The sequence below is a fragment of the Paeniglutamicibacter sp. ZC-3 genome (assembly GCF_025847175.2).
Classification (GTDB): domain Bacteria; phylum Actinomycetota; class Actinomycetes; order Actinomycetales; family Micrococcaceae; genus Paeniglutamicibacter; species Paeniglutamicibacter sulfureus.
In genome coordinates this window covers 68,351-88,638 of record NZ_JAOYTG010000017.1, presented here as the reverse complement: position 1 = coordinate 88,638, position 20,288 = coordinate 68,351, and the positions used below count along the sequence as shown (strand labels likewise).

18 protein-coding genes, 2 tRNA genes and 1 riboswitch are annotated in these 20,288 nt (G+C 61.8%); of the genes, 16 read left to right on the top strand and 4 right to left on the bottom strand.

Translation table 11 applies throughout. The features are described from left to right. Window positions 1–212 precede the first annotated feature (212 nt). From dnaA to OIU93_RS15905, 11 genes are all read left to right on the top strand, one after another. Window positions 213–1,625, top strand: coding sequence for a chromosomal replication initiator protein DnaA (dnaA, locus tag OIU93_RS15955; RefSeq protein ID WP_264271049.1), 1,413 nt, complete (start codon window positions 213–215; stop codon window positions 1,623–1,625). Between the two features lie 966 nt (window positions 1,626–2,591). Then, on the top strand, window positions 2,592–3,722 hold the full coding sequence (gene dnaN / locus OIU93_RS15950) for a DNA polymerase III subunit beta (protein WP_264271048.1): 1,131 nt from the start codon (window positions 2,592–2,594) through the stop codon (window positions 3,720–3,722). 171 nt (window positions 3,723–3,893) lie between these two features. Beyond that, window positions 3,894–5,090 (top strand): DNA replication/repair protein RecF, encoded by a 1,197-nt coding sequence (recF, locus tag OIU93_RS15945; RefSeq protein ID WP_264271047.1) that lies wholly within the window; start codon window positions 3,894–3,896, stop codon window positions 5,088–5,090. Next, window positions 5,087–5,638, top strand: a complete 552-nt coding sequence (locus tag OIU93_RS15940; protein WP_264271046.1) for a DUF721 domain-containing protein — start codon at window positions 5,087–5,089, stop codon at window positions 5,636–5,638. Before recF ends, OIU93_RS15940 begins: the two co-directional genes overlap by 4 nt. 355 nt (window positions 5,639–5,993) lie before the next feature. Then, window positions 5,994–7,988: a DNA topoisomerase (ATP-hydrolyzing) subunit B gene (gyrB, locus tag OIU93_RS15935; RefSeq protein ID WP_264271058.1), complete on the top strand. Its 1,995-nt coding sequence runs from the start codon at window positions 5,994–5,996 to the stop codon at window positions 7,986–7,988. Between the two features lie 61 nt (window positions 7,989–8,049). Beyond that, window positions 8,050–10,740 carry a DNA gyrase subunit A gene (gene gyrA / locus OIU93_RS15930; RefSeq protein WP_264271045.1) on the top strand — a complete coding sequence of 897 codons (2,691 nt, stop codon included), beginning with the start codon at window positions 8,050–8,052 and terminating at the stop codon, window positions 10,738–10,740. Further along, on the top strand, window positions 10,737–11,348 hold the full coding sequence (locus OIU93_RS15925; RefSeq protein WP_264271044.1) for a DUF3566 domain-containing protein: 612 nt from the start codon (window positions 10,737–10,739) through the stop codon (window positions 11,346–11,348). The genes gyrA and OIU93_RS15925 overlap by 4 nt, the downstream gene beginning before the upstream one ends. Before the next feature lie 121 nt (window positions 11,349–11,469). Continuing rightward, window positions 11,470–11,543 (top strand) — tRNA-Ile (locus OIU93_RS15920). A gap of 40 nt (window positions 11,544–11,583) precedes the next feature. Then, entirely contained in the window at window positions 11,584–11,700 is a 117-nt protein-coding gene (locus tag OIU93_RS15915; protein WP_367281523.1) for a DLW-39 family protein, read from the top strand. Window positions 11,701–11,751: 51 nt separating this feature from the next. After that, window positions 11,752–11,824 (top strand) — tRNA-Ala (locus OIU93_RS15910). Between the two features lie 144 nt (window positions 11,825–11,968). After that, window positions 11,969–12,874: a DMT family transporter gene (locus OIU93_RS15905; protein WP_264271043.1), complete on the top strand. Its 906-nt coding sequence runs from the start codon at window positions 11,969–11,971 to the stop codon at window positions 12,872–12,874. A gap of 104 nt (window positions 12,875–12,978) precedes the next feature. On the opposite strand, the gene OIU93_RS15900 is transcribed toward OIU93_RS15905, so the two are convergent. Beyond that, on the bottom strand, window positions 12,979–13,884 hold the full coding sequence (locus tag OIU93_RS15900) for a hypothetical protein (RefSeq protein ID WP_264271042.1): 906 nt from the start codon (window positions 13,882–13,884) through the stop codon (window positions 12,979–12,981). Window positions 13,885–14,141: 257 nt separating this feature from the next. On the opposite strand from OIU93_RS15900, the gene OIU93_RS15895 reads away from it, so the two are divergent. The 3 genes from OIU93_RS15895 (at window position 14,142) to OIU93_RS15885 (ending at window position 17,346) form a co-directional block, all read left to right on the top strand. Further along, window positions 14,142–14,687, top strand: a complete 546-nt coding sequence (locus tag OIU93_RS15895) for a peptidylprolyl isomerase (RefSeq protein WP_264271041.1) — start codon at window positions 14,142–14,144, stop codon at window positions 14,685–14,687. A gap of 402 nt (window positions 14,688–15,089) precedes the next feature. Next, window positions 15,090–15,800, top strand: a complete 711-nt coding sequence (locus OIU93_RS15890; protein ID WP_372342949.1) for a rhomboid family intramembrane serine protease — start codon at window positions 15,090–15,092, stop codon at window positions 15,798–15,800. 580 nt (window positions 15,801–16,380) lie between these two features. Continuing rightward, window positions 16,381–17,346 carry a GNAT family N-acetyltransferase gene (locus OIU93_RS15885; protein ID WP_264271039.1) on the top strand — a complete coding sequence of 322 codons (966 nt, stop codon included), beginning with the start codon at window positions 16,381–16,383 and terminating at the stop codon, window positions 17,344–17,346. A 35-nt stretch (window positions 17,347–17,381) separates the two neighbouring features. On the opposite strand, the gene OIU93_RS15880 is transcribed toward OIU93_RS15885, so the two are convergent. Beyond that, window positions 17,382–17,996, bottom strand: a complete 615-nt coding sequence (locus OIU93_RS15880) for a LysE/ArgO family amino acid transporter (RefSeq protein WP_264271057.1) — start codon at window positions 17,994–17,996, stop codon at window positions 17,382–17,384. A 75-nt stretch (window positions 17,997–18,071) separates the two neighbouring features. Between OIU93_RS15880 and OIU93_RS15875 the strand changes: the two genes are divergently transcribed. Beyond that, window positions 18,072–18,980, top strand: a complete 909-nt coding sequence (locus OIU93_RS15875; RefSeq protein WP_264271038.1) for a LysR family transcriptional regulator ArgP — start codon at window positions 18,072–18,074, stop codon at window positions 18,978–18,980. Between the two features lie 50 nt (window positions 18,981–19,030). Here OIU93_RS15875 and OIU93_RS15870 read toward each other — a convergent pair whose 3' ends face one another. After that, window positions 19,031–19,540, bottom strand: coding sequence for a DUF3817 domain-containing protein (locus tag OIU93_RS15870; protein WP_264271037.1), 510 nt, complete (start codon window positions 19,538–19,540; stop codon window positions 19,031–19,033). Between the two features lie 72 nt (window positions 19,541–19,612). After that, a riboswitch (guanidine-III (ykkC-III) riboswitch) is annotated at window positions 19,613–19,674 on the top strand. Between the two features lie 22 nt (window positions 19,675–19,696). Here OIU93_RS15870 and OIU93_RS15865 point away from each other — a divergent pair. After that, complete coding sequence (locus OIU93_RS15865) at window positions 19,697–20,011, top strand: multidrug efflux SMR transporter (protein ID WP_264271036.1); 315 nt, start codon at window positions 19,697–19,699, stop codon at window positions 20,009–20,011. Here OIU93_RS15865 and OIU93_RS15860 read toward each other — a convergent pair. Then, window positions 20,008–20,259, bottom strand: a complete 252-nt coding sequence (locus OIU93_RS15860) for a cell division protein CrgA (RefSeq protein ID WP_264271035.1) — start codon at window positions 20,257–20,259, stop codon at window positions 20,008–20,010. The genes OIU93_RS15865 and OIU93_RS15860 overlap by 4 nt on opposite strands. Window positions 20,260–20,288 lie beyond the last annotated feature (29 nt).

The window sequence follows — 20,288 nt, the reverse complement described above, 5'->3', positions numbered from 1 at the left end:
GCGAATATCGGGTCTGACACCATGGTCCTAGTTGTCAATTTTTACTTGCTAACACGCAGATTTGCAAGCCCTCGGGAGATATCCACCTCAAGTTATCCACCGTCTGTGCATAACGCTGTGGATGACGGCTAGAATCATTCCGTTGGGTCCGGTCGTTGCCGGCCCCATTCGTCGCCCGTTTGGTCGATGTAAGAAAACGAAGGGGCCTAACTGTGAGCACAGACGAGACCAATAGTGTCGGCAGTGCCTGGCGCCAGGTAGTTCGCCATGTCGAACAAGACGACCGTGTTACTCCCATGCAGCGTGCATTTGCCGCCTTGGCTCAGCCCCAAGGTCTGATCGGGACAACCCTGTTGCTGGCGGTACCCAATGAGTTGACTCGTGACGTTCTCCAAACACAGCTCAAGGATCCCCTGGAACAGTCTCTAAAGCTGGTTTTCCAGTCAGATATCCGCTGTGCGTTCAGCATCGACTCGGATCTGGTCCCGGAGGAGGCTCCGGCTCCCCCCGTCGAGCTGCCCCCGGTTCCCAAGGCGCGCATCAGCGATGTCCTTCCGCAGCCGTCGCCACCGTCCAATTCCCAGGAATTTGGCCGGCTGAACCCCAAATACATCTTCGACACATTTGTTATCGGTTCCTCGAACCGTTTCGCCCACGCCGCTGCGGTTGCGGTCGCAGAGGCTCCAGCCAAGGCGTACAACCCCCTGTTCATCTACGGCGATTCGGGTTTGGGCAAGACCCACTTGCTCCATGCCATCGGTCACTATGCCCGGCATCTCTATAACGGAATCCGCGTCCGCTACGTAAATTCCGAGGAATTCACCAACGACTTCATCAACTCCATCCGGGACGACGAAGGTGCCAGCTTCAAACAGACTTACCGGAATGTCGACATCCTTCTCATCGACGACATCCAGTTCTTGGCCAACAAGGACGCGACCCAGGAAGAGTTCTTCCACACGTTCAACGCGCTACACAATCACAACAAGCAGGTCGTGATCACCTCTGATCTGCCGCCAAAGCAGCTGTCAGGCTTCGAGGATCGGATGCGTTCACGATTCGAATGGGGCTTGCTCACCGATATCCAGCCTCCAGAACTCGAAACCCGTATTGCCATTCTGCGTAAGAAGGCCACTGCCGAGAATCTCTCCGCACCCGATGAGGTCATGGAGTACATCGCTTCCAAGATCTCCACGAACATTCGCGAGCTTGAGGGTGCGTTGATCCGCGTGACGGCCTTCGCCTCACTCAATAACCAAACCGTTGACATGAGCCTTGCTGAGACAGTCCTGAAGGATTTGATCACCGACGAGGGTGCGCAGGAAATCACCCCGGCCACGATCGTTGCCCAGACTGCCGAGTACTTCAATCTCACAATTGAAGAACTCAACAGCAAATCCAGAACCAGGACTTTGGTGACAGCACGGCAAATCGCCATGTACCTGTTGCGGGAACTCACTGATATGTCCTTGCCAAAGATCGGCCAAGAACTTGGCGGCCGTGACCACACCACGGTGATTCACGCCGACCGGAAAATTCGCGAACTCATGGCCGAGCGTCGGGCAATCTTCAACCAGGTCACCGAACTGACCAACCGGATCAAGCAACGTCAGCGAGAAGGCTAGGGGCACCTTGACCCAATAACCACAGGTGTGGATAAACCTGTGGACAGTTAAGTGGACTACGGCGATTACCTGCGGATAACCACAGGGGTCACTGTGGATCCCTTAATTTACGCAGAAAGTTATCCACCGGGGCGTGACACTCAGTGTCACGCCCAATCACATGTTGTGCACATGCATAATTGGTGCGTTCCCGCGGCGGAGGGTACTTATCCACAGTATCCACAGGGGTTATTAACACTACTAATCCCATCTTTCTTATTCATCCAGATAACAAGGCCTCTTTTCCGTCCCCGGGCCCCAAAGGCCCATATCGCCATCGTTTGCCTCGCTCCCATGGGATCCTTGCAGCCGAGTTGCCCGCCAAGATAGACGCCCGAATTTGTGCTTCTCCGATATGGAACATCCCACTCAGGACGCCACCATCGGGCCGGACTGGATTCGCCGTTGGAAGGAACTTGTGATCCGCTCCCCTTGGTCAAGACGAAGAAACCTGGATTTTAGCTAGCACTCCGTAAAACGCGTATCACTCCGGCCAAGACCTCGGATACCGAAACTTCATGCTCCTTCCGTCTGCGTTTTGTGCTCTTCAGATAGTCGGGCTGCCGAAAACAACCTGTGATATCGGCTGCCTCGATTGAGTGGCTTCTCTTGCTACAGCGCGCTTGTTCAGGACAGTGCACACCCCCGTTCGTTTCGTTGCTTCAGAGAAGCCACAGGTTTCCGGTTTCGGCTAAAGTCATCGCGTTTCACACACAAGCCACAGGCAGGATCATCGTTTGCGAGTCTCAAAAGCCGGTATGCTCGAAGGCTGTGCCGTAGTTCTGCCATCAGCTGCAGTCGGTTCAAAAGCAAGCGTGTCAACGCACGCCGGTCCAAGGATCGGTTCTGGGTTTGGATTTTTTCCGAGCAGCTAAGCTTGCTTTAAGTCAAGTACTGTCGACTTCGTCGTGAAAGGCGGACCACTTCGTGAAGTTCAGCGTTGAAAAGGATGTATTGGCCGAAGCCGTATCCTGGACCGCCCGTTCACTCTCTCAGCGACCGCCCTCACCGGTGCTTTCAGGCATCCTCATCACCGCGACCAGCGGCACTGTTTCGCTGGCAGGGTTCGACTACGAAATTTCTGCGAACCTCGAAATCGCCGCGGATGTCGCAACCGAGGGAACCATCCTGGTCTCAGGCAAGTTGTTGGCCGAAATTTGCCGGAGCCTTCCAAACGCCACCGCAGTCATCGAAACCGATGGCACCAAGGTCACTCTCACCTGCGGACGAAGCCGATTCCACCTGGCCACCATGCCGGTGGCCGAGTATCCGGAACTTCCAGTGCTTCCAGAGGTTACGGGCGTCGTCGATGGCGAGGCTTTTGCCCACGCGATCAACCAGGTCATCGTTGCAGCGTCCAAAGACGACACCCTCCCGATCCTCACCGGCGTCAAGATGGAAATCGAAGACGACCTGATCACGTTCCTGGCGACAGACCGGTACCGCCTGGCCATGCGCGAGGTCCACTGGAAGCCCTCACAGTCCGGTATTTCCACCTCTGCGTTGGTTAAGGCCAAGACCCTGAATGAGGTCGCTAAGACCCTTGGCTCCGCCGGCGAACTGAAGATCGCCCTGGGCGAAGGCAACGAACTCATTGGATTTGAAAGCGGAAACCGCCGGACGACCTCGTTGCTAGTGGACGGGGACTACCCCAAGATCCGCTCCCTCTTCCCCGAAAACACGCCGATTCATGCCACCGTGCGCACCTCGGACCTCATGGAAGCTGTCCGCCGCGTGGCGGTCGTTGCCGAGCGCAACACCCCGGTCCGGCTATCGTTCGCCGGCGGCCAGCTGTCCCTCGATGCCGGCACCGGGGAAGATGCCCAGGCCGAGGAATCCATCGAGGCGCAGATCGACGGCGAGGAAATCACCGTTGCATTCAACCCCGCCTACCTGAGCGAGGGACTTAACGCATTCGACAGCGAATTCGTGCGGTTCTCCTTCACCAGTGCCCCGAAGCCGGCCATGATGACGGCGCAGTCGTCCCTGAATGGACAGGACAGCGACCAGTACCGTTACCTGGTCATGCCAGTTCGCCTACCAAACTTGCCCAATTAGGTTGCTAGCGGGGGAAAACCTGGTTTTCTTCCCCGTTGCAATCCAGTGTTCGACCGCTCCACGTCCGCTCCAACCGGAGCGGTCGAACACGACTTTTCTTGGCGGTTTCCGCCAGGCCTTCATCACCCGATCGACGGCACCCGCCCCTTGAGCCCACCGCAGGACGTCTAGGTGTATATCTCACATGTCTCTCTCACCGACTTTCGCTCCTATGCGCAAGCCGATGTCGAGCTGGGGCCCGGCACCAATGTCCTGGTAGGTTCCAACGGCGTCGGCAAGACCAACATCGTGGAAGCCATCGGCTACCTGGCAACCCTTTCCTCACACCGAGTCACCAACGATGCGCCACTTCTGCGTTTTGGCACCGACCGGGCCTTGGTTCGGGCACGCGTCCAGCGGGCCAAGCTGGTGACCACCATCGAGGTGGAAATAACCGCCGGCAAGGCAAACCGTGCCCGCATCAACCGCGCCAACCCGGTGCGGGCGCGAGACATCCTGGGAATCGTCCGCACGGTGCTCTTTGCCCCTGAAGACCTGGCCCTGGTCAAGGGGGATCCGTCCAATAGACGCCGTTTCCTCGACGAACTGCTGGTCACCCTGCGTCCTGGCGAGGCGGCGACCCGCGGGGACTATGAGCGGGTGCTCAAACAGCGCAATGCCCTGCTGAAATCCGCCCGGGCAGGGGGAAAACCATCCACGGCCCACGAATCCACGCTCGATGTCTGGGACACGCATCTTGCCCGTGCCGGGGCACGGGTGCTGCGCGGGCGGCTCGAGGTGCTCCGCCTGCTTTCGCCCTACATGGGTGCTGCCTACGCATCGTTGGCCGACGCGAACAAGGAAGCCCGCGCGTACTACCAATGCACGGTCCTGGCCGATTTTGACGGCGAGGAATCCTCCTCCGGAGTGCCGGAGGAGGAAGCTTCACGGGTGGCACCCGCTGCGCTGTTGGACGCCACCACGGAGGAACTCGAAGAGATGTTCCTCGCGGCCCTGTTGAATACGCGCGCCAAGGAACTTGAACGCGGCATCACCCTGGTGGGTCCGCACCGCGACGATGTCCTGCTGACCCTGGGCGGCGCCCCCGCCAAGGGTTATGCCAGCCACGGGGAAACCTGGTCGCTGGCCCTGGCGCTGCGGCTTGCCGCGTACAAGGTCATGGGCGAGGACGACCCGCGGCCCGGGGCCGGCCCGATTCTGATCCTGGACGATGTGTTTGCCGAACTCGATGCCACCCGGCGCACCCGCCTGGCGTCCATCGTTGCCGGCGCGGACCAGGTGATAGTCACCGCCGCGGTCGCCGGGGATGTCCCCGGGGAGCTCGGCGGCACCTTCCTGAAGGTCAGTCCGGGAGCGGTGCACTCGTGAGCGAGGAAAAAGACCCGCACGCCCCGGAGGCATTGGACGCCGCCCGCGCCATCCTCAACCGCATGCGCGAAGCGGCACTGAGTCGGGGCGAGGCCCGGATCGACGCGGCGAAGGCAGCCAAGTTCGAAGAGAATGCCGCCGCGCGCAAAGCCAAGAGACGAGCGAGTTCCGCGCCGGCAAAATACTCTGACGGGCGCGACCCCCAGGAAATCGGCAACCTCTTCGGCAAGATCGTGCGCGACCGCGGCTGGAGCGCACCGGTGGCCGTGGGCTCGGTGCTTTCGCGCTGGAGCGAACTGGTGGGCCCCCAGATTGCTGCGCATTGCATCCCCGAGTCGTTCGAGGACTCCACCGTGGTGGTGCGCTGCGACTCCACCACCTGGGCCACGCAAATGCGGTTGCTTTCCCATGAACTGCTCAAGCACTTTGACAGGGAACTCGGCCCCGGAGTGATCACCGTGATCCGGGTCCTTGGACCGGCCGCACCATCCTGGCGCCACGGCGGACGCTCGGTCAAGGGCAGAGGTCCGCGCGACACCTACGGGTAGAAAACCAAAACGCGTAGCTGGCCGACTGGCGCACCGAGAGCGCGCGAACCACATAGCCCCCCACTCGAGGCGGGACAAATCGCTCCTGTGCATGATTGGTGGCCAATGACGGCATGTTGCTGCCCGTCAATGCCGGATAATATGGCGCAACACGGTAGAATTGATGAAGGTGTCTTGTCCGTGCGATGGGACGCTGGTTCATGATCGGGCACCTTCGGTGTTCGGCCTTCCACTGTTTGAGGAGTCTGTAGCACCTGTGTCTACCGATAACACCACACCCCAGGAACCCATCGATTCCGTAGAGGCCGGCGAATCCCCCGCGGCGCAGCCGGCGGATGAGAGTGTCAACGGCCGGGTGGAACACACCTATGGCGCCCAAGACATCACGGTTCTCGAGGGCCTCGAAGCGGTGCGCAAGCGCCCCGGCATGTACATCGGTTCCACCGGCCCGCGCGGCTTGCACCACCTGGTCTACGAGGTCGTGGACAACTCCGTCGACGAGGCCCTTGCCGGGTACTGCGACCACATCAAGATCACCATGCGGGCCGACGGCGGCGTCCGCGTCGAGGACAACGGCCGCGGCATCCCCGTGGACATCCACCCCACCGAGGGCAAGCCGACCGTCGAGGTCGTCATGACCATCCTGCACGCCGGCGGAAAGTTCGGCGGCGGCGGCTACGCGGTCTCCGGCGGACTGCACGGTGTGGGCATCTCCGTCGTCAACGCCCTTTCCTCGCGCGTGGAAACCGAGATCCGCCGTCAGGGCAGCGTTTGGCGCATGAGCTTCGCCGAGGGCGGCAAGCCGCAGGGCACCCTCGTCAAGGGCGAGGATTCCGACGCCACCGGCACCATGCAGACGTTCTACCCGGACGACAGCATCTTCGACTCGATCGACTTCGACTTCGAGACCCTCCGCGCCCGCTTCCAGCAGATGGCCTTCCTGAACAAGGGCCTGCGCATCACGCTCACCGACGAGCGCACCCTTGAGGTCGACGCCGACGAGATCGCCACGGAGGAAGACGAACTCAAAGACGACACCCCGAAGCACCGCGTCGTCGACTACCTCTACAAGGACGGCCTGCTCGACTACGTCAAGCACCTAAACTCCTCCAAGAAGGTCGAGCTTGTCCACGAAGACGTCATCGCCTTCGAATCCGAGGACACCTCCAAGGGCATCAGCGTCGAGGTCGCCATGCAGTGGACCAACGCCTACTCGGAGTCGGTGCACACCTACGCGAACACCATCAACACCCATGAGGGCGGCACCCACGAAGAGGGCTTCCGCGCCGCCATGACCTCGCTGATCAACCGCTATGCGCGTGAGAAGACGATCCTGCGAGAAAAGGACGAGAACCTCACGGGCGACGACATCCGCGAGGGCCTGACCGCGGTCATTTCCGTCAAGCTCGCCGAACCGCAGTTCGAGGGCCAGACCAAGACCAAGCTGGGCAACTCGATGGCCAAGGGCTTCGTCCAGGGCGTGGTCAACGAGGAACTCGGCGACTGGCTCGAGCGCAACCCGATCACCGCCCGCGACATCATCCGCAAGGCCCAGCTGGCCTCCCAGGCACGCCTGGCCGCGCGCAAGGCCCGCGACAACGCGCGCCGCAAATCGCCGCTGGAATCCTTCGGCATGCCCGGCAAGCTCTCCGACTGCTCCTCGAAGAACCCCGCCGAGTGCGAGGTCTTCATCGTGGAGGGCGACTCCGCAGGCGGCTCCGCCAAGCGCGGTCGCAACCCGCGGGTCCAGGCCATCCTGCCGCTGCGCGGCAAGATCCTGAACGTCGAGCGTGCCCGGCTCGACCGCGCGCTGGGCAATGCGGAGGTCCAGGCCATGATCACGGCCTTCGGCACCGGCATTGGCGAGGAATTCGACATGGCCAAGCTGCGGTACCACAAGATCGTGCTGATGGCCGATGCAGACGTCGACGGCCAGCACATCACCACGCTGCTGTTGACCCTGCTCTTCCGCTTCATGCGCCCGCTGATCGAAAACGGCTACGTCTACCTGGCGATGCCGCCGCTGTACCGCATCAAGTGGTCCAACGCCGCGCACGAATACGTGTACTCGGACAAGGAACGCGACGACTCGCTGACCACCGGCGCCGCCAAGAACAAGCGCCTGCCCAAGGACAACGGCATCCAGCGCTACAAGGGCCTGGGCGAGATGGACTATTCGGAACTCTGGGACACCACCATGGACCCCGAGCACCGCACGCTGCGCCAGATCACCATGGACGACGCCGCAGCCGCGGACCAGATCTTCTCCGTGCTGATGGGCGAGGACGTCGAATCGCGTCGAAACTTCATCCAGCAAAACGCCAAGGACGTGCGCTTCCTGGACATCTAGTCCTCGATCCCCGCACTCCCGAAGCGTTTAGACACAGACTTTTGACTAGAGGAAGAAATCGATGAGCGATCAGACTCCCGAAAACCCGCAGGACGGCACCGAACCCGCCAACGAGATCGTTGAGGGCGCGGTGATCGACGACGCCGTGGCGGTAAACCTCGGCGTCGACAAGATCGACCAGATCGACCTGCAGACCGAGATGCAGCGCTCCTACCTTGACTATGCCATGGCGGTCATCGTGGGACGCGCGCTGCCGGACGTGCGCGACGGCCTGAAGCCCGTGCACCGCCGCGTGATCTACGCAATGTACGACGGCGGCTACCGCCCGGAGCGCTCCTACAACAAGTGCGCCCGCGTGGTCGGCGAGGTCATGGGCCAGTACCACCCGCACGGCGACACCGCGATCTACGACGCCCTGGTCCGCCTGATCCAGGACTGGACCATGCGCTACCCGCTGGCCCTGGGCCAGGGCAACTTCGGCTCCCCGGGCAACGACGGTGCGGCCGCCCCGCGTTACACCGAAACCAAGATGGCCCAGCTGGCCATGGAGATGGTCCGGGACATCAACGAGGACACCGTTGACTTCCAGGACAACTACGACGGCAAGAACCAGGAACCCACCATCCTGCCGGCGCGTTTCCCGAACCTCTTGGTCAACGGCTCCTCCGGCATCGCCGTGGGCATGGCCACCAACATCCCGCCGCACAACCTGCGCGAGGTCGCCTCCGGCGTCCAGTGGTACCTCCAGCACCCGGAGGCCAACCGCGAGGAACTGCTCGAAGAGCTGATGCGCCACATCAAGGGCCCTGACTTCCCCACCGGCGCCATGATCCTGGGCACCAAGGGCATTGCAGATGCTTACCGCACCGGCCGCGGCTCCATCACCATGCGCGCCGTGGTTTCCGTCGAGGAGCTCCAGGGCCGTACCTGCCTGGTCGTCACCGAGCTGCCCTACCAGGCCAACCCTGACAACCTGGCGGTGAAGATCGCCGAGCTGGTCAAGGACGGCAAGATCTCCGGCATCGCCGATTTGCGCGACGAGACCAGTGGCCGCACCGGCCAGCGCCTGGTCATCGTGCTCAAGCGCGACGCCGTGGCCAAGGTGGTGCTGAACAACCTCTACAAGCACACCGAGCTGCAGTCCAACTTCTCCGCGAACATGCTCGCCATCGTCGACGGGGTGCCGCGCACCCTCTCGCTGGACGCGTTCATCCGCCACTGGGTCACGCACCAGATGGAAGTCATCATCCGGCGCACCCAGTTCCGCCTGCGCAAGGCCGAGGAGGAAGCGCACATCCTGCGCGGCCTGCTCAAGGCCCTGGACGCCCTGGACGAGGTCATCGCGTTGATCCGCCGCTCCAACACCACCGAGGCCGCGCGCGACGGGCTGATGGAAATGCTGGACATCGATGAGCTCCAGGCCCGTGCGATCCTCGACATGCAGCTGCGCCGCCTGGCCGCCCTGGAACGCCAGAAGATCCAGGACCGCCACGCGGAACTCGAAACGATGATCACCGAGTTCAAGGTCATCATCGCGGACCCGCAGCGCCAGCGCACCATCATCTCCGAGGAACTCGCCGAGATCGTCGAGAAGCACGGCGATGACCGGCGCACCAAGGTGCTGATGGGCTACGACGGCGACATGAGCGTCGAGGACCTGATCCCCGAAGAGGAAATGGTCGTCACCATCACCCGCGGCGGCTACGTCAAGCGCACCCGGAGCGACAACTACCGCTCGCAGCACCGCGGCGGCAAGGGCATCAAGGGCGCACAGCTGCGCGGCGACGACGTGGTGGAGCACTTCTTCGTCACCACCACGCACGACTGGCTGCTCTTCTTCACCAACCACGGCCGCGTCTACCGCACCAAGTGCTACGAACTGGCCGAGGCCGGACGCGACGCCAAGGGCCAGCACGTGGCCAACGTGATGGCCTTCCAGCCCGACGAGCGCATCGCCCAGGTCCTGGACCTGCGCAACTACGAGCAGGCCCCGTACCTGGTGCTCGCCACCCGCAACGGTCTGGTCAAGAAGACCCGCCTGTCCGACTACGACACCAATCGCACCGCCGGGGTCATTGCCATCAACCTGCGCGAGGGCGATGAACTCGTCTCCGCGCAATTGATCAGCGAGACCGACGACATGATGCTCGTTTCCCGCAAGGGGCAGTCGGTGCGCTTCACCGCCACCGACGAGGCACTGCGCCCCATGGGACGCGCGACCAGCGGCGTCACCGGCATGAAGTTCCGCGAGGAAGACGAATTGCTGGCCGCCGACGTGGTCACCGACGATTCCTATGTGTTTGTCGTCACCGAGGGCGGCTACGCCAAGCGCACCTCCGTGGATGAATACCGCGTGCAGTCCCGCGGCGGCATCGGCATCAAGGTAGCCAAGCTCGCCGAGGACCGCGGCGACCTCGTCGGCGCGCTGATTGTCCACGATGAGGACGAGGTTCTGGTGGTCATGGAGGGCGGCAAGGTGGTCCGCTCGGACGTTTCGCAGGTTCCCGCCAAGGGCCGCGACACCATGGGCGTCATCTTTGCCAAGCCGGACAAGAAGGACCGCATCATCGCCGTCGCGAAGAACACCGAGCGCGGCCTCGGAGAGAACGCCGAGGAAGATGCAGTACCGTTGAACGCGGAAAAGACACAAGAAACGGCCTCCGAGGCCCTTCCGGGTGATGAAAACCCGGCAGGAACCGAGGAAAACCTTGGGCACGACGACGAGGCCACCAACGACGGAGGTAACGCGTGAGCACCCCGAATACGCCCCGCCCGGCGGGCGGCACTGGTGGTACCCGTCCCGCACCGCCACGACAGGCACCCGTAGGGGCACAGCGCCCCGCCGGTGCGCCCCGGCCAGGAACCGCGCCCAAGCCCTCGGCAGCGCAGCGCCCGGCAGGCGCACCCCGCCCCGGGGCACCACGTCCCGGCGCACCGCGACCCGCCGGCGCGGCACAGGGACGCCCACAGCAGCTGGTCCGCCCGGCACCCAAGGCAAAGGTCCGCAAGGCACGCCTGCTCATTTCCAAGGTCGACCCCTGGTCGGTGTTGAAGATGGCGTTCCTGCTCTCGGTCGCCCTTGGCATTGTTACCGTCGTTGCAAGCGTCGTCCTGTGGTCGGTGCTTGACCTGACCGGCATCTTCGAGGCCATCAACGGGTTGCTGCGCGAAATTATCGGCTCCGAAACCGGGTTCGATTTGATGGAAATCGCATCGCTGGGCCAGGTTGCCTCGTTTGCCACCATCATCGCCGTGGTGAATGTGGTATTACTCACGGCCCTGTCGATGCTCTCAGCGGTGCTTTACAACCTCTCGTCGACCCTGGTTGGCGGCATTGGCGTGACCTTGACCGACGATTAATTCGCGGAAACACGCCAAAGTCGGCCCCCAACGCCCTTGATAAAGGGACGTTTGGGGGCCGATTTGTTTCTTTGGTGGTTTCTCGGGTAAAGTTTTATCTCGTTCCCGGCGGGAACATAGAGGGCGTATAGCTCAGGCGGTTAGAGCGCTTCGCTGATAACGAAGAGGTCCCTGGTTCAAGTCCAGGTACGCCCACGGATTCCCTCGTCCGAACGATAGGTGAAAGGAAATCTCCATGCGGAAATTTCTGGTGTTGGTGGCAGTAGCCGCGGGCGTTATTGGTTATCGTAAGTACAAGGGATCCACGGCTGAAAAGGCCACCTGGAGCCAGGGCACCGATAAGGTATCCTGAATCCGGGGCAGGGCAACCTGCCATGCAAGAAGTTGATGCACAACAAAATACGGGGACTTAGCTCAGTTGGTAGAGCGGTAGCTTTGCAAGCTTCAGGTCAGGGGTTCGACCCCCCTAGTCTCCACCGAAATAAAAGACCCGGGACGCAAGTTCCGGGTCTTTTATTCTTTAACACTCGCGCCCAGCCAGCCCCTTGAATTCTAGGGGTTGTCGGCTCCCCCGCTGCCCGCATTCGGTGGCCCGGCACGAGTAACCATAGAGTGGGCAGGTGACCTTTCTACTGGCCCTGGTGGGCGTCCTGGGAGTTGCCGCTTCAGGGCCGCTCATTGCCGCGTTCCCGGCCGTTCCCGCCCTCTCCATGGCCTTGTGGCGCAATGCCATAGGCACTGCAGTCATGGCCGTGCCCGCACTGGTGAATGATCGGCGCGGTTTCGGCCGGCTGCGCCGCCGGGAATGGGGATGGAGCGCCCTCGCCGCCCTCTCGCTTGCGCTGCATTTCGCCTTCTTCATGACGTCGATCCGAATGACCACCGTCGCTGCATCCACCGCACTGGTGTGCCTGCAAGCGGCGTGGATAGCGCTGTTCCAATCCCTGCGCGGAACAAGGTATGGCTGGAGGGTCGGTCTGGGAGTGCTGCTGGCTTTTGCCGGCGTTCTGGTGATCACGGGATTCGACATCGGGTCGGGCACGGAGGCACTTATCGGTGACGGGCTGGCCCTCATAGGCGGCGTCCTGGCCGCCGCTTACACTCTGGCGGGGTCCAAGGCCCGCGCGACCATGAGCACCAGTTCCTACACCACCATCTGCTACGGGCTGACTTCTGTCCTGCTCTTGGCAATGTGCCTGCTGGCCGGCGAACCGGTCTGGGGATTCGACCTCAATGGGTGGATCGGCATCCTTGCACTGGCTCTCTGCTCCCAGGTCCTCGGGCATTCGGCCCTGAACCATCTGCTGAGTTCGCTGGGCCCGCTCACCGTTTCCACCCTGATCTTGCTGGAAATCCCGGGGGCGGCCCTCCTGGCCGCATTGTTCCTGGGGCAGATATTGCCGGCCGGAACGGTGTTTGGGCTGGCGGTAATCCTTGTCGGCCTGTTTTTTGTCGTGCGGGGACAGGCGCACGCCCAGAGCAAGGCCCTCGCGGAACCGCTGAAAAAGGAACAGGGCACCACCTGATCCATCGCATCCCGGGTTGCCGGATGCAGTGAAGACCACGTGCTGCCCTGTTGCTCTATGTCTGCCCGGGGCATCCGTTGCGGATGTCCCGGGACCGACCGAAACTACTTCTTGGTGCGGGGACCCGGCTTTGGCGCGGTGTCCCCAGTGGAAGCCTCGGCTTCGGTGACCCTTGCTTCGCTGGAGTCCAGGCTTGCCTCTGCCTTGTGCTTGGCGGTGGTGGCCGCCTCCGAAATTTCCTCAGCCGATTCGGAAAGCTGCTTCTTGTTGTCTGCCACCGCTTCGTCGGCTTGAGCTGAGCTGTTCTCCTTGGCGGCGGCTGCCGATGCGGCCACTTCTTCGCGGACTTCCTCCACGCTGGCGGGGACTTCCACCGGGCCGCTTGCGCGCACGGTGGTCGGTTCCACCGGTGCCGGGGTCTTCCACGGGTCGTCGATGGGCTTCGAGGCACGCCAAGCAGCCACGGCCGCTGCGCCCGCGGCGGCAATGACGGCTACGACAAGCCATCCCTTTTTCTTCTTCGCAGGCTTCTGCACCTTGTTCAGCTCCTTGCTGACTCGGCCCACGGCAGCGCTTGCGCTGTTCTGGACACGTTCGACGGTTTCAGGACGCGGCGTGAGTTTTTCGGAAACCTGGTGAAGTGCTTCGGGGACCCTGGCCTGCTCAAGCTTGCGCGTGGTGAATTCGGCCGCCTGGCCGATCTTTTCATTGGCCGCCGGTAGGTAATCGTTGAGAACGACATTGCGCGCATGGGTGAGGGCAGGTGTCGCCTTCTCGAGCGCCTCGTTCAGCGCGGGAGTGGCACGATCAACGGCCTTCTGGACCCGGGGGGTGGCTTCGTCAATGGCCGCGGAGAGTCGTGGACCCACGCGCTCCAGGGACTCCTGGATCATGGGACTGACCCGCGCGACGGTCTCCGAAAGTTCGTGGGCGGCCCAGTTCAGGCTCTCCTGGATCTTCGGGGACGCCGTCTCGATGCCCTTTTCTATACGAGGAACGGCCCACTTCACGGCCGTGTCCACCTTTGGAGCTGCCCAATCCAATGCCTGCTCGGCACCAGTGGCAACACTTTCACCAAAGTCTCGAGCAATACGTTCTGACTTCACAGTGAACCCCTTCGATCGTTTCGTAAGCTTCGTCCTAGCCTACGACCTACGCTTGGCTTACAGCCATTACCTGACCGGCATATAAACAATCGTGTGGCCGTGTTCACTGAACGCGTAGCCATTCGCAACAGCGGTTAGAGCGCTCATGGAAGAATGACTGTATGACTGCAATCCCAACGCATACAGCCACCATCCACACCAACTTGGGCGACATCGTCGTAAACCTCTTTGGCAACCACGCCCCCAAGACCGTGAAAAACTTCGTGGGCCTGGCCACCGGCGAACAGACCTGGACCGACCCGCGCACCGGCGAGGAGAAGGTCAACACCCCGCTGTACAACGGCACGATCTTCCACCGCATCATCTCCGACTTCATGATTCAGGGCGGCGACCCGCTGGGCCAGGGCACCGGCGGACCGGGCTACCGCTTCGACGACGAAATCAATCCCGAGCTTGATTTCCGCGAGCCCTACAAGCTGGCCATGGCCAACGCAGGTATCCAGATGGGCCAGGGCACCAACGGTTCCCAGTTCTTCATCACCTCGATCCCGACCACCTGGCTGCAGGGCAAGCACACCATCTTCGGCGATGTCACCGACGAAGCTTCGCGCAAGCTCGTTGACCAGCTGAACGTCGTTCCGACCGACGGCCGCGACAAGCCGCTCGAAGACGTCTCCATCAGCAGCATCGACGTCACCGCGCTCTAGGCACGTGATCCGGGCGCGGTTCATGCGCCTTTAACCGTCGAAGGCTCCATCGGCCGCCCCGCCGCATCGTCCCTCACCTCGCTCTGCAAGGTGAGGGACGGCGGCGGGACGGATGGATGGGGCCTTTTGCTTCTGCCCCGCACGCACGTCTTGCAACGTGCGCATACCCGGTCCCGGCGCGTGGACCGCCGGGCCTGTAACCGTCCCGTGGCAACGGGGCAACGAACGTACTTACCCAGGAGCATCGATTCCATGTCGTATGGACTGTCCAACCCGAACCAGGCCGCGCAGGCACCCGTCTGCCCTAGGCACCCCGACCGGATTTCGTATGTCACCTGCCAACGCTGCTTGCGTCCGGCCTGCCCCGAATGCCAAGTCACGGCGGCGGTAGGAACCCAGTGCGTGGACTGCGTGCGCGAGGCCAACAAGCAGTTGCCAAGCACCCGTACGGTCTTCGGCGGCAAGGCGACGGACGGCCGCCCCTTGGTGACTTATGTGTTGATCGCCATTAACGTGGTCGTCTTCGCCCTGCAAATGATACTGCGCGACTTCAGTGACTACGTTGTGTACGCAGGGCTGTACACCAGCCCGTATCTGGAACCTGAGCCGTGGCGCATGCTCACCTCGATCTTTGCCCACTCCACGACTTTCATTGGGCACATTGCCTTCAATATGTACGCGCTGTACATCTGCGGACGTGTGCTGGAACCGATGCTGGGGCGGCTGCGCTTCCTGGCCCTGTACCTAGCCTCCGGTCTTGGCGGCTCCGTCGCCGTGCTCTTGATCACCGATCCACGGGTTCCCGTTCTGGGTGCCTCCGGTGCGGTGTTCGGGCTCTTCGCCGCGATGTTTGTGCTCCTCCGCGCACGCGGAGTCCAAACCATGCAGATCGTCATCTTGATTGCGATCAACCTGGCCATCGGCTTCATCATCCCTGGTATCGCATGGGAGGCCCACGTGGGCGGGCTGGTGGTAGGTGCTGCAACGGCAGCCGTCATGGCCCACGCGCCCAAGGGAAAGCAGCAGGCCCTGATGCAGTGGGCCGGCACTGCATTGTTGATTCTGTTGCTATGTGCGCTGACTTTTTACGGTGCCGCAAACATTCGACTCTGACAGCCAAATAGGACCGCTGGCCATAAAAGTTGTCCACATGGGTTATCCACATTGTTAATAACTCACAACCATGTAATTCATAAGAGACGGTCCGGCTCAAGCGCCCGCGCTGACGCCGGTCCGTCTCGTTTGTGGATAGTTTTTGGCAAGTATTCACAATTTCATCCACACCTGTGGATAACTTAGTGCACAACCTGTGAAGTGTTGGGGATCCGATTCGGAGGTCCAGCAGAGCGTACTTGTCGAAAATTTAACCGAATTCGTGAGATTGCGCGGAAATCCGGGCACTTCGAGGAGGGTTTGCCGTCCGTTGTCCACACGGCTTATCCACAGTGTTAATAACTTACGCACATGTAATTCACACCCCGCAAGACCGCCCAAACCGCGAAACTGGCGGTCCAAAAGGTTGAACCCACAGCTTTGTCCCCACCTGTGGATAACTTTCGTGCACAGCATGTTACTAAGTTTCGCGTCTACTCCCCCGCCCACTTCGCCCTGTGATTAGTGGGGGAAAACTGCAAAAATGGTGCTCATCAGGCTTCCGCACCCACCGGGTGCATCCCCATACCGGAGAGTCCCCATGCGCCAGGATTGGATCCACCCCGAGCATGTCGCTGCGTGGGCAGCCTTGACCAACCGCTTGGCAGCGTTCGATGAAACCGGGGAATTCTACGAAGTCGAGGATCTGGCAGAGGAACTGGACGAACCTGGCGTGGACCCCCTACAAGACACGATTGGACTCTGGGACGGCGATGCCATGATCGGGTTCGGTCAGCTCCGCCTCGGTGAGCAGCTGCGCGACGGCCGTGGGCGGGTTTCCATCGACGGGGGCATTGCGCCCGAGTACCGCCGTCGCGGCCACGGGTCCGGAATCATGGACACCCTTGAATCAAGGGCAGCGGAGAAGATGGCGGAACGACTCCCCAAGATCGACTTCACCATCGATGTGTGGGGGAATGCCCCAGGCCATGGTGCTGGCGCCATGGCCAGGAGCAGGGGGTACGAGCCGGCACGCTATTTCCAGGACATGTCCGTGTTGCCTGGCAGTTTCAGGCCCCGGGGACGCCCTGTGGCGGCCTATGGCGACGCGCGGCTGGTCGCATACTCTCCCAGCTCGTCCGAGTCGGTTCGGCTCCTGGACAATGAGGCCTTCGCCGATCATTGGGGCTCGACCCCGAAGAGCGTCAAGGAATGGGCGGCCATGACCGGATCCCGTTCCTTCCGGGGAGCTTACTCCCAGGTGCTGCTGCAAGCGGACGGCGGCTCGGTTCCGACCACCGCTCTCTGCTACGTCTTGGCGGCCGAATGGGTGCCGGGAGAACTGTACATATCTCGCGTGGGTACGGCACGTTCCTCACGCGGACGAGGGTATGCGGCTTGGGCGCTCTCTAAGGCTGTTCAGACGGCATTCGACGCCGGGTATGCAAAGGTGGACCTGTCGGTGGACGCGCAAAGCCCAACCGGTGCGGCGGGGCTGTACCGACTCTTGGGGTTTGAGCTGGTTCGGCAGGGAACGATGTATCGAAAGATCGTCCGGGCCCGTTGAATAACTACGATGCGCGGCGGGGCTCCAACCCGTTCTCAGCCAATGAGCGGGAACAGCAGCGAAATGGCCAGTACTGCCATGAGCGTCGCGATGACGGCATCTAGGATGCGCCAGGATCGGGGACTGGCAAAGAACCCGCGCAAGTAGCGTGCCCCAAAACCCAAGCCGACGAACCAGAGAATGCTGGCTAGCGTCGCGCCCGTGCCAAAGACCCAGCGCCCAGGGTCGCCTTGGGCTGCGGCTATCGAGCCGAGGAGAATGACCGTATCGAGGTAGACATGCGGGTTGAGCCAAGTCAAGGCCAGCGCCGTCAGGACGGCAGTGCGCCGCGGGGTTGGCGGCGTCGATGCGCTTGTGTCCATCCCCCGCGGGCTGAGGGCCCGCCGGGCAGCGAAGAAGGAATAAACGAGCAAGAAAGTGGCTCCACCGATCCGGGCCACGTCAATAAACCACGGGGCGATCGACAGCAGGGCGCCCAGTCCGGCGATCCCGGCAAAAATCAGGACGGCATCCGAGACGAGGCAAATCAACACGGCAAGGCCGACATGTTCCTTTCGGATCCCCTGTCGCAGGATGAACGCATTTTGGGCACCAATGGCAACTATCAAGGAGAGGCCAGTGGCCAGACCGGATATAAAGGGAATGAAGATCACCAATCGAGATTAGGCGAACCAGCAAAGACGTGTCGAGCTAAAGATTCTTAGGGTCCATTAGGATTTCTAACTATGGACTTTTCCACGGAGCAACTACAAACGTTCAAGGCCGTGATCGACGCCGGAACCCTGGAGCGAGCGGCAGGACACCTGAACATCACCCCGTCGGCCGTCAGCCAGCGTCTCAAAGCCCTGGAAAAACGGGCAGGCAGCGTGCTGTTCATTCGTTCGCGACCGATTCGCACCACCGGCAGTGGGGACGTGCTGCTTCGTTTGGCTAGGGAGATCCAAATGCTGTCCACGGAGGCGCATCGCTCACTCGGATTGGACGCAACGCCCGACCGTGTACCCCGTCGAACGGAACTCAGCATTGCCGTGAATGCCGATTCGCTGGCCGGTTGGTTCGCACCGGTTCTTGGAGGCTTGGCTGCCCAAGACGTCATGGACTGCGAGATCCTGCGCCATGACGAGTCCCATTCCACCGCCTTGCTTCGATCGGGACAGGTCATGGGAGCGGTGACGACGAAAAGCAACCCCGTGCAGGGATGCTCTTCGGTGTATCTGGGAACCATGCGCTATCGAGCCATGGCCAGTGCAGATTTCATGGATCGCTGGCTCCCGGGTGTCGATCCAGGGGCCGAGCTCGCGTTTGCGCCAATGGTGAGTTTTGATCGGACCGATGACTTGCAACGGGCGCTGCTCCGAAAGGTCGTGGGCAAGCGGATCGCCGAAGCGCCTGCGGAGCACTTCGTGCCGGACTCGAGGATGTACGTGGCAGCCGTGGTCGCGTCGTTGGGTTGGGGCATGATCCCAGAGGTCCAGGATCCTCGTGACGGATCGCTGGTATGCATCAACGAGGCGTGGACAAGCGATGTCGCTCTTTACTGGCAGCGGTGGAAGGTTCCCTCCGTGGCACTGGATCTGCTCACCGGTCTGGTGCTGGATGCTGCGGGGGCCGCCGGCCTGCGCCAGGAATTTTGAGTTTTCCGGCAGGAATGCGATCCGTGGTCCACCTCGGATCCTGAACGGCTCTAGCTTGTCCCGCCGGGAGGACCGATGACCAGAAGTGCTGCTGTGATGGCAGCGACCGCGACTAGACCAACAGCTGCCGCCAGCCAGGGGCTGCGTAGTGCCGTTGCCTGCAGTTTCTCGATGGGCCCCTGTGGTGCTTCCCCGCCAGGTGCCAGCCGCCAAGTGTCACTGAGCAGCCCCCGGCGCAGCATTGCCCGTTCGAATGGCAGAGTGGCAAAGGGAACGACCGCCGAGACCAAGCCCAGCACGCCACGGGTCACACTCCAGCGCTCATTGGCCCAGACAAAGAGCGTCACCAGGCCGTAGGCGATGAAAACCACGCCGTGGACCATTCCAAAAATGCGGACGTAGATTTCCGGCCCAAATCCATACTTGATGACCATGGAGATGATCAGCAACGCCCAGGTCACCATTTCGGCGACAGCCAGCAATCCGTACAGGCGCTTGGGTGATAATTTTGGCGCGGCGGCAACGGAGGAAGAACCTGGGGTGAGATCGGGGCGAAGCATGGGGACTGGCATGCCTTTCTGGAAGTTGGTTTGAACGGTGCGTTTTCGGGCCCACGCACATTGCTAGGCCGTCCAGAGCGCACCGGCGCCCCCGGACGAGGGAACCGTACCCGGACAGCGACAAGACGGGCACCGAAAGGAATCGGTGCTGACGACGTGTCGTGGATAGTACTTGTCATCTCCGGTCTCTTTGAGGCGGTCTGGGCAGTTGCCTTGGGAGCCTCCGAGGGATTCACCAGGCTCGTACCCACCGTGGTTTTCGCTGTGGGCATCCTTCTCAGCACGGCCGGCCTGGCTTGGGCAATGAAGGAGATCCCCACGGGAACCGCCTACGCAGTGTGGGCGGGAATCGGGGCCAGCCTTGCGGTGGCCTACGGCATGGTCTTCGGCGGTGAGACCTTCAGCGTGGTCAATGCCCTGCTAATGATTGGGTTGGTTGGCTGCATCGTCGGTCCGAAGGCCGTGAGCTAGCGCCACCCCGTGGTCATGAAGAAACCAATCATGGCCACGCCAAATCCGATCACGATGTTCCAGCCGCCGATGTCGGGGATCGGAAGCACGGTCTGGGAAATGTAGTAGACCATGATCCAGACCAGCCCGAGGATCATCAGGCCGAACATGACCGGTTTGTACCACTTGGGCAACGGCTTGTCATAGGTCTGGGAATGGTCGCCGTCATGTGGCTTGCGGTTTTTCCGACGTGTCTTGGATTCAGGCATTGCTGCTCCTAGAGTCTTCAGGGCGCCGA